We start from the raw sequence: 13,867 nt of genomic DNA on the forward strand, positions 1-13,867 counted from the left end.
ATGAGCGAAGACCGCAAGCAGGTAAAGCGCGCTCTTATCAGCGTGTACGACAAGACCGGGCTGGAGGATCTGGCCCGCGCCCTCGATAAGGCAGGCGTAGAAATCGTCTCCACCGGCTCCACCGCGAAGAAGATCGCGGACCTAGGCATCGAGGTCACTCCGGTAGAAAAGCTCACCGGCTTCCCAGAGTGCTTGGAAGGCCGCGTCAAGACGCTGCACCCGCGCGTTCACGCCGGCATCCTGGCCGATACCCGCAAGGAAGAACACCTCAACCAGCTCGCCGAGCTCGAGGTAGAGCCTTTCCAGCTCGTCGTGGTCAACCTGTACCCCTTCCGCGAGACCGTCGCTTCTGGCGCGGACTTCGATGGCTGCGTGGAACAGATCGATATCGGCGGCCCGTCTATGGTGCGCGCGGCCGCTAAGAATCACCCGTCTGTTGCCGTGGTAGTAGATCCCTCCCGTTATGACGAGGCTGTGGAGGCCATCAACAACGGGGGCTTTACTCTAGAGCAGCGCCGCGGCTTGGCCCGCGACGCCTTCCTGCATACCGCGGATTATGATGCGGCCGTCTCCGCCTGGTTTGTGGACCAGCTGAGCGAGGAAGGCCAAACCACCCCGCTGCGCTATGGCGAAAACTCCCACCAAAAGGCCACCATCACCCGCATCGGTTCTACGGGCCTTGCCAATGCCACCCAGTTCAACGGCAAGGAGATGAGCTACAACAACTACCAGGATGCGGATGCCGCCTGGCGCGCCGCTTGGGACCACGAGCGCCCCTGCGTTGCAATTATTAAGCACACCAATCCTTGTGGCATTGCCGTTTCTGAAGAGTCCATCGCCGCCGCCCACCGCGCGGCGCATGCGTGTGACCCGATGTCCGCCTTCGGCGGCGTCATCGCCGTCAACCGCGAGGTCACCGTGGAGATGGCCGAGCAGGTCAAGGAAATCTTTACCGAGGTCATCGTCGCTCCTTCCTACGAGGACGGCGCCATCGAAGTCCTCAAGGCCAAGAAGAACCTGCGCGTGCTGCAAGCAGAACACGAAGACCAGCACGAAGAGCGCAAGTACATCTCCGGCGGCGTGCTCACTCAAGAGCCAGATACCTACCAGGCCGAGGGCGATGACCCAGCAAACTGGACCCTGGCCGCAGGTGAGGCCCTCAACGAGTCCGATATGGCTGAGCTCGAGTTCGCCTGGCGCGCCGTGCGCGCGGTGAAATCTAATGCGATTTTGCTGGCTAAGGACAATGCCACTGTGGGCGTGGGCATGGGCCAGGTCAACCGCGTTGACTCTGCCAAGCTCGCCGTCGAGCGCGCCAATACCCTGGCCGATGGCGCCAACCGCACCAAGGGCTCTTTCGCAGCTTCCGACGCCTTCTTCCCATTCGCCGATGGCTTGCAGGTGCTTCTCGACGCCGGCGTGAAGGCCGTAGTCCAGCCCGGCGGCTCCATCCGTGACGAGGAAGTCATTGCAGCGGCCAAGGAAGCCGGCGTTACGCTGTACCTGACTGGCACCCGCCACTTCGCCCACTAGCCTAAGCTAGTTTTCATGACGTTCCCTATCCGCCGGGCCTGGGGCCCGGCAGCTGCCCTCAGCGCCTGCGCACTCTCCCTGGGCGCGTGCGCAAGCGCTGAGGATGCAGCGGATAATTCCCCTACTTTTGTCAATACCGAGGCACGCGGCACGGCCGATCCCTTGTACGGAGAGACCACGTCTGCAACGACTGCGTCCTCATCCGCAGCCCCTGCTGCCGAGCGCGCCCCGTCCGACTCCACGGAACCTCCGGTCGCAGCCCCTGCCGATGACGTTCAAGCCGTACTTGATCGCATTGTGGCAGAACACGGAAATGTGGGCATTGCGGTCTCCGATGGCACCTCTACCGTCGAGGCTGGGCGCACCGCTCCCGAAGCCGCGTGGTCAACCTCCAAGGTGCCCGTGCTTATTGCGGCGCATCGTACGGGTGTTGCCGATAGCCAGCTGGTGTCCTCTGCAATTACTTACTCCGATAACGAGGCCGCCAAGGCCGCGTGGGCAGCATTAGGGGAGCCGACCGTGGCCGCACACGCCGCCCAAAGCGTTATTGCGGAGGCAGGCGATACCGCCACCCAAGTCCAATCCCAGGTCACCCGCCCTGAATTTACGGCCTTTGGTCAAACCATGTGGAGCGTGGGCAACCAGGCTAAGTTTATGGCTGGGTTGCGCTGCGTGGACGGAGCTCAGCCGATTATAGACGCCATGGGAGTCGCCGATCCTGCACAAAGCTATGGCCTACGCACCCAGCCGGGCGCCTTGATGAAGGGCGGCTGGGGGCCGAACCCCGCTGGTGCTTACGATGTGCGCCAGATGGGTATCGTCCGGTTGGGCGGGCACGATGTCGCCGTAGCATTAATTGCCTCGTCTCCTGATGGGCAGTACGCCTCCACCCAGGCGGTCCTTACATCCATTGCCGAAGACCTCGCTCAAGCCAATACGCAGTGGCCCAGCTCGGCCTGCTAAGTCCTAGCACTAGAAAGGAAAGCTAATGTCTTATCGCTCTCGCCTCCGCCCGCTTATCGCCGCGGGGTTCGTCCCACTCGTGGCCGCCAGCCTCGCGCTCAGCGGCTGCAGCAACGCCAAGGATGAAGCTGCCCCTAGCTTTAAAGGCCAGGGTAGTGGAATGACCACGGTCGACAACGCCGATAAAGAAGAGAAGAGTGGCGAGGAAACCACGGCTGCGCAAGAGACCGCAACGAAAGATGAGGAAACCCCCGAGGAGCCACCGGTAGTTACGGTCACGCAGACAGAAAAGCAGGAGTTACCTTCCTCTTCCGGCGGGGGTCAGAAGAGTGGTGTGGGTAACTACATTTCCAACTTCAACGAGTACGGATGGCTGGATGGCGGCTACGCCGACTGTCAGCGCTTTGAGCGTGCCTTGTTCGCCGGCTCTGGTCCCGACGGCAGGGTCATCATTTGTGAAACCGGCGGTGGAGTCAAATTCTATCGCTCGTCGATGTTTGATGGTCAGTTCCAAACGGACGACGTTACCCAAGACGGGAATAACTACTACGTCAATGCGGATCCCTCGATTATCGTGGTGACCCCGAGCGGCGTCAGCGTGCGCGAGGGAGGCGGATTGGCTGCCACGGGAGAGTTCACGGAGTCGTGGCAGCGCTAGTGAGGGGTTAGCGCGACTTCTTCTTGCGGTCGGCTGCTGCGGCGGCGGCCGCAGAGATGGAGTCGTTGCGATTCTTCAATAGCTCGAGGGTGGTTTCCTCGGCGTTATCGGGAACGGAGGCGCCGAGGACGGCTAAGGCGGCGTCGGCAAGCATGGCTGCAGTCTCTGGTACCGACTGGGAAGCATCGAACGGAGGGGTGCCGTTATTGGGGCGCATTTCGATGACGGATAGCGCAATGTGGAAGGGAAGCTCCACTCGGGGATCCTCCTCGCCCACAATGGCGGCGGCGGTAGAGCGGAAATGATTCTGCAGGCGGTCGCGCGATTCGTGGTATTCGGAAAACTCCGGAGAATTAGCCACCGGCAGTTGATATAGGCGTCCCACGTTCCAGCCGCTGGTGAGCAGTAGACGTGATTCCGCGGCGACCAAAGACCACAGGCGTTGAGCCGGATCGGCATCAGTGCCGGCCAACTCATCGGCCAACTCCAAGGATGGTTCGATGGTGGAATTGAGCAGCGTAAGGAAAATCTCCGTCTTGGACGGGAAATGGTAATACAGCGAGGCCTGGCGGATGCCAACCGCATCTGCAATCTGGTGCGTGGATGTAGTAGCAAACCCTTGAGTAGTGAAAAGCTCGGAGGAGGCGTCCAAGATCTCCTCTCGGGCGCTGTTTCCCCTGCGCCGCGGGCTGTGTTTACGCGGCCTACCGACAGTGCCTGCCATGCGGTGGGACGCCTCCTTTCACAAGAAGAAATTGCTTTTAATTACCAACTGTACAATCTTATGCCCGACTAGGTACTGCTTCCGAATCCGCACCTTAGGGACTATTTATATTCTTCTGTCTGCTGGGTAATGGACTCAAATACGGCCGAGACAATACGGCACGCCGAGCCATAAGCAGTGCGGTCCAACGGCGGAAGATCCCGCAGCGTGGCTGGGCGGTCACTGACGCGCTCGTACCAACGGCGCAACTCTAATGCATAGCCGGTACGCCACGCTAGATCCAAAGACTCTGCGTCGGTGGCGGTGAGGACAGCGCGCTCAACGCCAATCGCCAGGCGATCTACCGTCGGGCGAGGCCCCGGCGCTGCCCAGCGAGCGATAGCTGCAATGGGGGAGAGCAGTGTCGCCTTGATGTCCACAGCTGCATCTCGGTCCGGCAGGCCGTCCACCATTTTCAGAGTAGGCGGGCGCTTGGTCAAAGCTTCTTCCAGGAGTGCTTGTTCGCCGCCGTTTCCTAGGGGGAGGCCGGCATCGACGCGCGAGGCAATCGAATCGGCGGCCTCGTGAGCCTGGAGGCCGACATCAGAAAAGACTTCCTGGAGATCGGAGTCCTGGCCAATCCACTCCACAGGCATAGATGGCAGCTGGTCGCCCCGAGCGGCAGCACCGGTAAGGCGTACCGGTGAGTTGACCCCAGGGGAGCGAACGATATCTACCAACAAGTGGGAATACCAGTGAGCCAATTCAATCTCATTATCTTGGTGAGCGACCGCATTGCGCAAGATATCTTGGGCCTCTGCGAGCAGCCCGCGGGCCGTAGCGCGGGACTGGCAGTGCGGGGCAAGCTCGGAGAGATCGAGTAGGGATTGGTGTAGGGCCATTGCTCACTGCCTTTCACTAGTGCGAAGCCGGTGCTTCCCCCAGCGGCTGCGGGGCGCACGAATGCTTTAAATCTAACACCTTGGCCGCGTGGGCTGAATATCTGGGTGCAAAGGCGGGAGTAAGAGGGAGAAAACGACTATCGCCGCCTGCCCTCGAGGAGGGAGGCGGCGATAGTCTATGGATCTTTTACCGTGTCACACTTGCCAGCGGCAAAAGTGCGCTGTTGATACCCAGCTACTGTTTAGCGGGTGGTGAACGGCAGGAGAGCCATTTCGCGTGCGTTCTTGACTGCGGTAGCAACCTGACGCTGCTGCTGCGGGGTCAGACCGGTGACGCGACGGGAACGAATCTTGTGACGATCCGAGATGAACAGACGCAGAGTCTTGGTGTCCTTGTAGTCCACCTTCTCGATGCCCTCAGCCTTCAAAGGGTTCTTCTTCGGGCGACGGCTCTGCTCCATACGGAACTTCTTTTGGTTATTGCGCTTATTAGCCATTGTGCAATTACCCCTTTACCAGCTGGACTTACGAACGCCCGGCAGCTCACCACGGTGAGCCATGCCGCGCATACGGACACGGGACAGGCCGAACTTGCGGAGGTAACCGCGTGGGCGGCCATCGGCAGCGTCACGGTTACGTACGCGGGCTGGGGAAGCGTCACGAGGCTGGCGGTTCAGCTCGAACTGAGCCTCCAGGCGCTCCTCATCCGGGGTGTTCGGGTTCTTGATGATCTTCTTGAGCTCAGCGCGACGCTCCGCATAGCGGGCGACGATTTCCTTGCGCTGCTCGTTCTTAGCGATCTTGGACTTCTTAGCCATTGATTATCGCTCCTCGCGGAATTCGACGTGCTTGCGGGCAATCGGATCGAACTTCTTCAAGGTGATGCGATCCGGGTTGTTGCGCTTGTTCTTACGGGTCACGTAGGTGTAACCGGTGCCCGCAGTGGACTTCAGCTTAATGATTGGGCGGATATCGTTACGTGCCATACTTAAATCTTCTCCCCACGTGCGCGAATCTTAGCCACAACGGACTCGATGCCATCGCGGTCGATGATCTTCATGCCCTTGGTGGAAACATTCAGGGTGATGGTACGGCCCTCAGAGGGCAGGTAGTAGCGACGACGCTGCACGTTGGGGTTCCAACGGCGCGAAGTGCGGCGGTGCGAGTGCGAGACCTGCTTGCCGAATTCCGGCTTGCGGCCCGTTACCTGGCAAATAGCCGACATGGGTCTTCTTTCTCCTAGCCGCCCACATCATGGCTATGGACAATGAAACGCCGACTGCCGAGTGAGGGTGGCAGTGCTCAAAAGTGAGGTGTGAGCGGGTGCGGCGCCATCGTCGAACGCCAGTAGACGGGGCGTAAAACGTATATTTTGACAACAGCAAGGGAAAATCTTACAGCCTTGGGCGCGAATTACCTAATCGCTACCTTGCTGTGGTTAGTGGGGCTGTTTGTGGTTTTGGGGTGGCATTTGGCTGTGGCGTGCCGCCATGCGTAATACAAGAAACTGGTGTGAAATGAGTGGTCGGAGCGGGAAGGGGATTTCGCATCTGGGGTAGTTGACTGTAGGATAATTCAGGTTGTTGACCCGTGCCGCACGGCACGCGGTTAGCAGAGTGAAATTTGTACGTCCCAACTCGGGCACGATCCGCTCCATAAGTGGGTGGAACCGACCTGTAGTCCAACCCTGAGGGAATATATATGAAGAAAGATATTCACCCGGATTACCACCCGGTAGTCTTCCGTGATGCTGGTACCGGTCACTCCTTTTTGACTAAGTCCACCGCTTCCTCCGACCGCACCGTGGAGTGGGAAGATGGCAACGAGTACCCACTGATCGTTGTTGACGTTACCGCTGAGTCCCACCCGTTCTGGACTGGTGCACAGCGCGTTATGGATACCGCCGGCCGCGTCGAGCGCTTCAACCAGCGCTTCGGTGGCATGGCTCGCCGTAAGAAGAAGAACGCGTAAGGAGGAGAATAGAAAATGGCAACTCCTAAGTTTAAGAAGTCCCGTGCGAACACCCACGCACGTCGTTCCCAGTGGAAGGCTGACAACGTGGCCCTCCAGGAAGTCACCATCGACGGACAGACCGTCCGCATCCCGCGCCGCTTGGTCAAGGCTGCCAAGCTGGGCCTGGTTGACGTAGAGCAGTTCTAAGCTCGTTTCGCACTTTCCCCGTTCGCTCTCTGTAGGAGGGTTGAGCGGGGATTTTTGCTACCTTAAGTATTATTTGGGGGGCTATGGGGGTAAATATTTCTCATAACTTCATGAAGTTGCGTTTCATCAGTAATAATTAGGATCATGAAAATCCTTGTGGTGGATGATGAACAACCCGTCCGTGAATCGCTACGCCGTTCCCTACGTTTCAACGGCTACGATGTGCTGACTGCTAGCGACGGCTTAGAGGCAGTGGAGGCGGTGCGCTCTGAGAATCCAGAATTGCTGATTCTGGACGTCATGATGCCAAACATGGATGGACTTGAGGTGTGCCGCACCCTGCGTAGCGAAGGCTGGGACCGTCCGATTCTCGTGCTGACCGCGCGCGATGGCGTATCGGACCGCGTAGCTGGTCTCGATGCTGGCGCCGATGATTACTTGCCAAAGCCATTCGCACTGGAAGAGCTCTTGGCGCGCGTGCGTTCCTTGGTTCGCCGCGCTTCCGCAGATTCCATCGCTGCTGAGGCTCCGGTGGAGAGCAAGCTTAGCTTCGAAGACCTAGAACTCGACGCTGATACTCGTGAAGTAAGCCGCGGTGGCCGCTCAATTTCTTTGACGCGTACCGAATTTTCCCTACTGCAGCTCCTTATGGAAAATCCCCGCAAGGTGCTTTCTCGTAGCAAGATTCTGGAGGAGGTATGGGGCTATGATTTCCCTACCTCTGGCAATGCGCTCGAGGTCTATATTGGCTACCTACGTAAGAAGACGGAGGGAGACGGCGACTCGCGTCTTATCCACACTGTCCGTGGCGTTGGTTATGTCTTGAGGGAGTCTCATCCGTGATCTTAAGGAAGCCCGCTTCCCCTGCAGTGGCTTCCGGGAAAGCACAGCCCACACCTCTTACTGAGTTCTCTGAAAGTCAAGGGAGCTGGGCTTCACGGGCGCCACTGCGGTGGCGCCTTGCTACTGTTACTGGCCTTGTGGTGGCCGTAGCCGTTGCCGTAATGACCTTGGCAACGTACTGGGTAGTATCTATGTCCCTGACTGCCTCCGTAGATGACCGCTTGGAGGCCAAAGCGGATGCCTTGTTGCGCAAGAGCCAGGACCCGCGGTTTATCGACAACGTGGATCAGGAAATTGAAGAATTTAAGTCCTATAACCCTGATACGCGCGTTTCCTTATCGCCGCCCTCAACGAGCTTGTCCTATGGCGATACTATTCCCCTCGGTGGAGACTTCCATCGGACGGAAGACTATACAGACACCTCCGTGCGTACGGTCGGCGGCGAACGTGTTCTGGCCAAACGCCACGATCTAGGCTCTACCGTTATCGTTGCGCAATCTCTGGCTCCGACCCAAGAATTCATCGCCATCCTCGGCACAGTTTTGCTGATTATTGTTGCGCTTGGCATTTTGCTCGCCATCTTTGCTGGTCTCATCGTGTCCAAAACCGGCATGCAACCCATTGCGCGCTTGAAACGCGCAGTGGATTACGTGACGCAGACCAATGATCTGCGCCCCATCGAAGTATCCAATAATGACGAGATGGCTCAGCTGACCACATCCTTTAACCAGATGCTGGAAGCTCTGCAAGAGTCTCGGTCGCAGCAGGCCCAGTTCGTCGCCGATGCCGGGCACGAGCTGAAGACGCCGTTGACCTCAATGCGTACCAATATTGAGCTTTTGATGATGCTTAATCGCGCCGGTGGCGGCTTTGGCATGAGCGATGAGGACCGCAAGGACCTTGAAGATGACGTCATGTCCCAGATGAACGAACTCTCCACCTTGATTGGTGACCTCGTTGACTTGGCGCGTGAGGATGGCAACGAACGAGAACCGGAACCGGTGGACCTGTGCGAGGTCATGATGTCTTCCTTAGAGCGTGCCCGTCGCCGCCGCCCGGACGTGGAATTTCTGGTGCGCTTTATCCCGTGGGAGCTGGATGGTGACCCCTTCGCATTGGGCCGCGCTACGTTGAATCTGATGGACAATGCGGCTAAGTGGTCGCCGGCTACTGGCACGGTACGCGTGTCCATGGAACAGCTATCTTCCCACGAGGTGCGCTTGCGCTTTGATGACTCCGGTCCGGGCATTGCGCCGGAGGAGCGGGAGAAGGTTTTCGAGCGCTTCTACCGTTCGGCAGAGGCGCGTTCTATGCCTGGCTCTGGTTTGGGCCTGGCTATCGTGAAATCGGTGATTGAGCGCCACGACGGCACGATTAAGATCCGTGAGTCTAATGATGGTGGCACGCGCATGGAAGTAGTCCTGCCGGGCAAGCCCGTGTCCGGAGAAATCTTTGTCGATGGTTTGGCAGAACCGCATGAGGGGCAGCCGGGCGGCAATGAAGATTCCAGCGATCGCGGTGAAATCTTTGCTCAACGCTGGTTTAACCAAGGGTAGGCTGCGGCCTTTTATACTGGTGATCGCATACAGCTACCTTTCAGGAATTCCTAGTAGGTTGGCAGATCAGTAACAGTCTTGACTAAGCGAAGTGAGGCATAGTTTTCTCATGAACATGAGGAATGACGATTACCGCGGCTTTGATGGTTCCTTCCCGGAGGGAGCGTCCCAAGAAGGGCCGGGTAAGGCCGAGCCGGTACACGGTGGTCCGAACTTTGGAGACATCGGGCAGCCAAACCCAAACGCTGGCACCGCCGGCCCCTATAGCAGCGACGCCGACGCGCAGGAATATGGGACTGGCTCGTATTCACAAGGCTGGAATCAACCACGCGGCGGTGCAGAAGGAGCTGATCCCAGCGCGCTAGGTTCACAGGCGCCGTACCCGCAGGGCCCGCAGACCCAAAGCTTTAATACTCAGGGCCAGGAAGGTCCGATGGTCGCCCCGCTGCCCCCGCAACCGGAACAAAAGAAAAAGATTGGCCTCGGCGCCGCAACTGCCTTGGCTGCCGTAGCCGCAATCGCCGCGGGTTCAATCGCTGGAGCCGTGGTCGGTATGAATTCTGGGGGAGGCAACAACGATACGTCAGTGGTCAATGAGGCGCTCAAGGCCCAGCCGGCCAATAACAGCACCGGCAAAGAACCAGAAAAGGGCTCCGTTGAAGAGGTAGCCTCCAAGGTTTTGCCGGCGGTGGTTTCTATCCAGACGATGACCCGGACGGGCGGGGCAGAAGGCTCCGGTTCCGTTATCTCCCCGGACGGCTACGTGCTGACCAATTACCACGTGGTTGCAGGCGCTGAGCACGGCGGCATGATGCAGGTGACCATGAACGACGGCAGCAAGCATGATGCTGACGTGGTGGCTTCCGATGCGAATACTGACGTGGCCATTGTGAAGATAAAGGATGTCAAAGACCTGCCGTTCTTGCAGTTCGGTGATTCTGATTCCGTCGCCGTGGGACAGGAGGTTGTGGCCGTGGGCTCTCCTCTGGGCCTTAATGCGACCGTGACTTCCGGTATCGTTTCTGCCAAAAACCGCCCAGTGCGCGCCTCCCAAGAAGGCGGCGAGTCTTCCTTGATTGACGCCATTCAGACTGATGCCGCGGTCAACCCGGGCAACTCCGGCGGTCCACTGGTGGACCGGGACGGAAATATCGTGGGCATGAACTCCATGATTGCTTCGCTGTCCAGTAATTCCACCGGGGAGGGCGGATCCATCGGACTGGGCTTCGCCATCCCGTCGAACTTTGCCAAGCGCATGGCGGACGAGCTCATTAATGATGGCAAGGTCACTCACCCGACCCTAGGCGTGAAGGTGCTGGCGCGTGACGACGGCAATGGTGCCCGTATCGCCGGGGTTGAGCCAGGTGGCCCAGCAGATAAGGCGGGCCTGAAGGAAGGTGACATCGTCACCCGCGTCAATGATCGCTTGATCGAGAATGCCGATGCCCTGATTGCGGCGGCGCGGTCGCAAGATTTTGGCGCGACAGTGACCTTGGAGGTTACACGCGAAGACTCGGATGAGTCTCGTCAGGTAGAGGTAACCCTCTCAGGCGAGTAAATTACTGTGCAAGACCTCATTAGGTGCTGAATGCACCGTACCTCACACCGCCGAAAGGCCCTACTGCCTTAAATTAAGGAGAATAATGCCAGATTTGCAGCAGGACTTGACCGACTCCGCGCAACCGGAAGGCGAAGGCAAGCACGATTCCTTGATGGATGTTGCCGAACCCGATGATGCCTTCCTGCTAGCGAGCGAGCAGGAGGATAGCCTAGCCGCGCCACGCCGTGCTCTCATCGTTATTGTCACTGATCACCCTGGGGAGCAATCCGATAGCACCTCTCAGTTGGTCAGTGAGTTGCTCGCGGAAGCTAACTTCCGTGTCGATGGCGCCATCGTGGTGCGTTCCAAGAAGTCCAAGATTCGCCAGGCCATTGAGACCGCCGTGGTCGGTGGCGTGGATTTGGTGCTGACCGTAGGCGGCACCGGTGTAGGCCCGCGCGACAAGACCCCGGAGGCTACCCGCTCCGTCATTGACAAGATGGTTCCGGGCGTGGCCCAGGCGCTGCGTTCTTCCGGTCAAGCCTGTGGCGCGGTGGATGCTTGCACGTCCCGCGGCTTGTCGGGCGTTTCTGGTTCGACTGTAGTGGTCAACCTTGCCTCGTCGCGCGCTGCGGTTCGCGATGGCATGGCTACCTTGGCACCGCTGGTGCACCACCTCATTGAGCAGCTGCAACAATCCAGCGTTCAGTAATCACAAGGCATAGTCTATGACGTTCCGGAAAAATCGTCGGAGAGTCTTCCGTCAATCGGAAGCTGCCGATTATGACCGTAGTGCTGATAAGCCCGGCACATCGGCTGCCCACGGGGTCGATGAGGATCGAATTGTTAACGTTGATGACGCGGAATCGGCCACCGCAGCAGAAGGGGAGTCTGGTCAGCGCGATGAGCAGTTCTACCGCGAGAACCAGCCCCCACACTATGGCGGCTAGTGCGAAGGAGAAGAGTGCAATCACGCACTCAGTAAAGGGATAGATAAAAGCCCGCGGTTCCTACTTCCTCGGAAGCGAAACCGCGGGCTTTGTGCTGCGAACAGCGACAGGCGTATAGCGAAAGGCTACTTGGCCTGGTGGCGGCCGCCGCCGGTGGAACCGTAGTCTGCGTCCTCTGCGGCGTGGGAGGAACGGCTAGTGCCGGTTCCCGGGATGTCCGTATCGGAGACATTCTGGGCTTCGAGCAGATCGCGGATTTCTGCCAGGAGCTCCTCGGAGGTTGGGGCGGGAGCCTCAGGGTCGACACCGTGGCGGCGCTTAGCGGCCTCGGTGAGCTTATTAATCGGCATCACGATGAGGAAGTAGACTACTGCGGCGATAATGAGGAAGTTGATCGCCGCGGAGATGACGGCGCCGAAGTCCACAAAGGTGTTTTTCGCCTCCGTGATCTGGAAGCCAACGGCCCCAACCTCGGCGGAGCCGAGGGAGTTAATGATCGGCTGGATAATAGAATCCGTAATGGATTTGACGATTGCGGTAAAGGCAGAACCGATGATGACTGCGGTGGCAAGTTCGATGACGTTGCCACGCATGATGAAGTCTTTGAAGCCCTTGAGCATGGTGATAAGCACCAACCTTTCTGGGAATAACTAACGGTAGGTAAAAACCATGGACACTGCGAAACCTTAATGGAGCCGGTAACCGACCACAACTGTTGTGGCTGAAAAGGTCTAGTGTTGCTGCGGGTGAGCGCGATCACCAACTATGACCACCGTGAGCGGCTGGCTTAACGACGCCGCGGCAACATCATTAGCGTGATCTTGGGGCAATGCGAGTAAAACGGTCGACGAGGAAGCCTCGCCTTCCGGGCTGGAGGTAGACACCACGCGTCCGCCTGAGGCGATAACGCGTGCGGTAGGGGTTGCGGCGGCCGCCCCCGCCTCAACTGCGGTCACCACGTCCACGGTGTCGCCGTGATGCAAATGGGGGATGATATCGGGCTCGGCAAGTTTGACCGGAATCATCCGCCCGGCCTCGGCCCCTGTGCCACCCACCAAGCTGGAGACAAGATCTTCTCCTAGAAGGCGAGCACCGGTAATCACTTCGCCCTTGTTGGCGGCGGCGGTAATAACGCGGCCACTTAGTTCTTCTGGCTTTTCCGTTAGCGTAGAATCGGGGATAGAGGAGGCAGGAAGCCGGGCTAGGTCGACGTCGGCAAGCGCAAGCTCTGCTCCCGCCGGCAGATCGCGGCTAAAAACGGGAACGCGCGGTAGCTCCTTGGCCGCCGAAAGGGCCGAGGCTAGCGCGGCAATAAGGAGGGCCACCGCAATGGCGCGGCGCACTAGTACGCCGCGGCGGTGGCCAGGGGTGCGGAGGGTATCAACGAGGCGGGGAAAATGAGAAGTGGGCATACTTTTTTAGACTGTCCAAAACCGCTCATGGTTCCCGTACCCCGGAAACTAGAAGCGAGTGATGCCGTGGGCGGTGACGACGGCATCGACCTTGCGGTCGTGGTCCTCGGTAGGTAGCTCATCTAGCAGCTCGGTGGGGTAGACCATGGCGAAGACCGGTGGCTTGCCGTGGGGAAGTGGCTCTAGTGCGCGGTCATAGTATCCGCCGCCTTTGCCCATGCGGTTGCCCTTGGCGTCTACGGCCATGGCTGGGGCGAGTACCAGATCGCACTCGGCCAGGACGCTGCTATCAAAGCTTGGGCCTTGGGGCTCATTCAAACCCATCGCGCTTTCGTGCATTGCTTCTTTGCCGCGGTATTCAGCAAAGGTCAACGTGCCATTCTCGCCGGAAATTGGCAAGAGGACGCGGGAGACATGCTCCTTGAGCCACGGCACAAAATCGGCGCCGCCCGGCTCCGAACCCAAAGGCCAGTAGGCAGCCACGGTCATGGACTCGGTGAGTTCGGACTCGAGATGCTTACGCACGCCAGCAGTAAAGGCGTCGTGGTCTTCGGCGGAAAGTTCGCGGCGGGCCTGGACCAAGCGGGCCCGCAGCTCGTTTTTAGCAGTCATGGAAGAGGTCATAAATTAATCATAACCCCGCGGCG

The 13,867-nt window shown here is 58.9% G+C and carries 19 protein-coding genes; 10 read left to right on the forward strand and 9 right to left on the reverse strand.

All coding sequences use genetic code 11. The features are described from left to right. Genes purH through ACP8J1_RS03720 form a run of 3 tightly spaced genes read left to right on the forward strand, consistent with a single transcriptional unit; the run spans nt 1 to nt 3,154 of the window. Nucleotides 1-1,533 carry a bifunctional phosphoribosylaminoimidazolecarboxamide formyltransferase/IMP cyclohydrolase gene (gene purH / locus ACP8J1_RS03710; RefSeq protein WP_023021982.1) on the forward strand — a complete coding sequence of 511 codons (1,533 nt, stop codon included), beginning with the start codon at nt 1-3 and terminating at the stop codon, nt 1,531-1,533. Nucleotides 1,534-1,548: 15 nt separating this feature from the next. Further along, the gene (locus ACP8J1_RS03715; protein WP_023021981.1) at nt 1,549-2,496 is read left to right on the forward strand and encodes a hypothetical protein; all 948 of its coding nucleotides are present in this window, start codon (nt 1,549-1,551) and stop codon (nt 2,494-2,496) included. Between the two features lie 25 nt (nt 2,497-2,521). Continuing rightward, on the forward strand, nt 2,522-3,154 hold the full coding sequence (locus tag ACP8J1_RS03720) for a hypothetical protein (RefSeq protein WP_023021980.1): 633 nt from the start codon (nt 2,522-2,524) through the stop codon (nt 3,152-3,154). 7 nt (nt 3,155-3,161) lie between these two features. Here the strand turns inward: ACP8J1_RS03720 and ACP8J1_RS03725 are convergent, their stop codons facing one another. The 6 genes from ACP8J1_RS03725 to rpmB all read right to left on the reverse strand — a co-directional run bounded on the left by ACP8J1_RS03725 (nt 3,162) and on the right by rpmB (nt 5,984). After that, nucleotides 3,162-3,878, reverse strand: a complete 717-nt coding sequence (locus ACP8J1_RS03725) for a TetR/AcrR family transcriptional regulator (RefSeq protein WP_023021979.1) — start codon at nt 3,876-3,878, stop codon at nt 3,162-3,164. A 101-nt stretch (nt 3,879-3,979) separates the two neighbouring features. Further along, nucleotides 3,980-4,759: a putative nucleotidyltransferase substrate binding domain-containing protein gene (locus ACP8J1_RS03730; protein WP_023021978.1), complete on the reverse strand. Its 780-nt coding sequence runs from the start codon at nt 4,757-4,759 to the stop codon at nt 3,980-3,982. A 242-nt stretch (nt 4,760-5,001) separates the two neighbouring features. Then, nucleotides 5,002-5,256, reverse strand: a complete 255-nt coding sequence (gene rpsR / locus ACP8J1_RS03735) for a 30S ribosomal protein S18 (RefSeq protein WP_005279904.1) — start codon at nt 5,254-5,256, stop codon at nt 5,002-5,004. 15 nt (nt 5,257-5,271) lie between these two features. Continuing rightward, nucleotides 5,272-5,577 (reverse strand): 30S ribosomal protein S14, encoded by a 306-nt coding sequence (gene rpsN / locus ACP8J1_RS03740; RefSeq protein ID WP_005279906.1) that lies wholly within the window; start codon nt 5,575-5,577, stop codon nt 5,272-5,274. 3 nt (nt 5,578-5,580) lie between these two features. Beyond that, entirely contained in the window at nt 5,581-5,745 is a 165-nt protein-coding gene (gene rpmG, locus ACP8J1_RS03745) for a 50S ribosomal protein L33 (RefSeq protein WP_005279910.1), read from the reverse strand. Nucleotides 5,746-5,747: 2 nt separating this feature from the next. Then, nucleotides 5,748-5,984, reverse strand: a complete 237-nt coding sequence (rpmB, locus tag ACP8J1_RS03750) for a 50S ribosomal protein L28 (protein WP_005279911.1) — start codon at nt 5,982-5,984, stop codon at nt 5,748-5,750. 476 nt (nt 5,985-6,460) lie between these two features. Here rpmB and ACP8J1_RS03755 point away from each other — a divergent pair, with 476 nt between their 5' ends. The 7 genes from ACP8J1_RS03755 (at nt 6,461) to ACP8J1_RS03785 (ending at nt 11,808) form a co-directional block, all read left to right on the forward strand. Next, nucleotides 6,461-6,730, forward strand: a complete 270-nt coding sequence (locus ACP8J1_RS03755) for a type B 50S ribosomal protein L31 (RefSeq protein ID WP_005323793.1) — start codon at nt 6,461-6,463, stop codon at nt 6,728-6,730. Nucleotides 6,731-6,745: 15 nt separating this feature from the next. Continuing rightward, nucleotides 6,746-6,919 carry a 50S ribosomal protein L32 gene (rpmF, locus tag ACP8J1_RS03760; protein ID WP_005279913.1) on the forward strand — a complete coding sequence of 58 codons (174 nt, stop codon included), beginning with the start codon at nt 6,746-6,748 and terminating at the stop codon, nt 6,917-6,919. 144 nt (nt 6,920-7,063) lie between these two features. Then, entirely contained in the window at nt 7,064-7,762 is a 699-nt protein-coding gene (locus ACP8J1_RS03765; RefSeq protein ID WP_023021977.1) for a response regulator transcription factor, read from the forward strand. Next, nucleotides 7,759-9,318, forward strand: a complete 1,560-nt coding sequence (locus ACP8J1_RS03770; RefSeq protein ID WP_023021976.1) for a HAMP domain-containing sensor histidine kinase — start codon at nt 7,759-7,761, stop codon at nt 9,316-9,318. The genes ACP8J1_RS03765 and ACP8J1_RS03770 overlap by 4 nt, the downstream gene beginning before the upstream one ends. 109 nt (nt 9,319-9,427) lie before the next feature. After that, a complete protein-coding gene (locus ACP8J1_RS03775) occupies nt 9,428-10,876 on the forward strand; it encodes a S1C family serine protease (RefSeq protein ID WP_023021975.1) in 1,449 nt (482 codons plus the stop codon). Nucleotides 10,877-10,961: 85 nt separating this feature from the next. Continuing rightward, nucleotides 10,962-11,570 (forward strand): MogA/MoaB family molybdenum cofactor biosynthesis protein, encoded by a 609-nt coding sequence (locus ACP8J1_RS03780; protein ID WP_023021974.1) that lies wholly within the window; start codon nt 10,962-10,964, stop codon nt 11,568-11,570. Between the two features lie 16 nt (nt 11,571-11,586). Next, on the forward strand, nt 11,587-11,808 hold the full coding sequence (locus ACP8J1_RS03785) for a hypothetical protein (RefSeq protein ID WP_023021973.1): 222 nt from the start codon (nt 11,587-11,589) through the stop codon (nt 11,806-11,808). Between the two features lie 125 nt (nt 11,809-11,933). Here the strand turns inward: ACP8J1_RS03785 and mscL are convergent, their stop codons facing one another. The 3 genes from mscL to ACP8J1_RS03800 form a co-directional block, all read right to left on the reverse strand. After that, nucleotides 11,934-12,428, reverse strand: coding sequence for a large-conductance mechanosensitive channel protein MscL (gene mscL / locus ACP8J1_RS03790; protein ID WP_023021972.1), 495 nt, complete (start codon nt 12,426-12,428; stop codon nt 11,934-11,936). Between the two features lie 111 nt (nt 12,429-12,539). Next, a complete protein-coding gene (locus tag ACP8J1_RS03795) occupies nt 12,540-13,220 on the reverse strand; it encodes an SAF domain-containing protein (RefSeq protein ID WP_023027832.1) in 681 nt (226 codons plus the stop codon). A 48-nt stretch (nt 13,221-13,268) separates the two neighbouring features. Continuing rightward, a complete protein-coding gene (locus ACP8J1_RS03800) occupies nt 13,269-13,844 on the reverse strand; it encodes a 5-formyltetrahydrofolate cyclo-ligase (RefSeq protein WP_023021970.1) in 576 nt (191 codons plus the stop codon). Between the last annotated feature and the right edge of the window lie 23 nt (nt 13,845-13,867).

The sequence above is a fragment of the Corynebacterium sp. LaCa_205 genome (assembly GCF_057458085.1).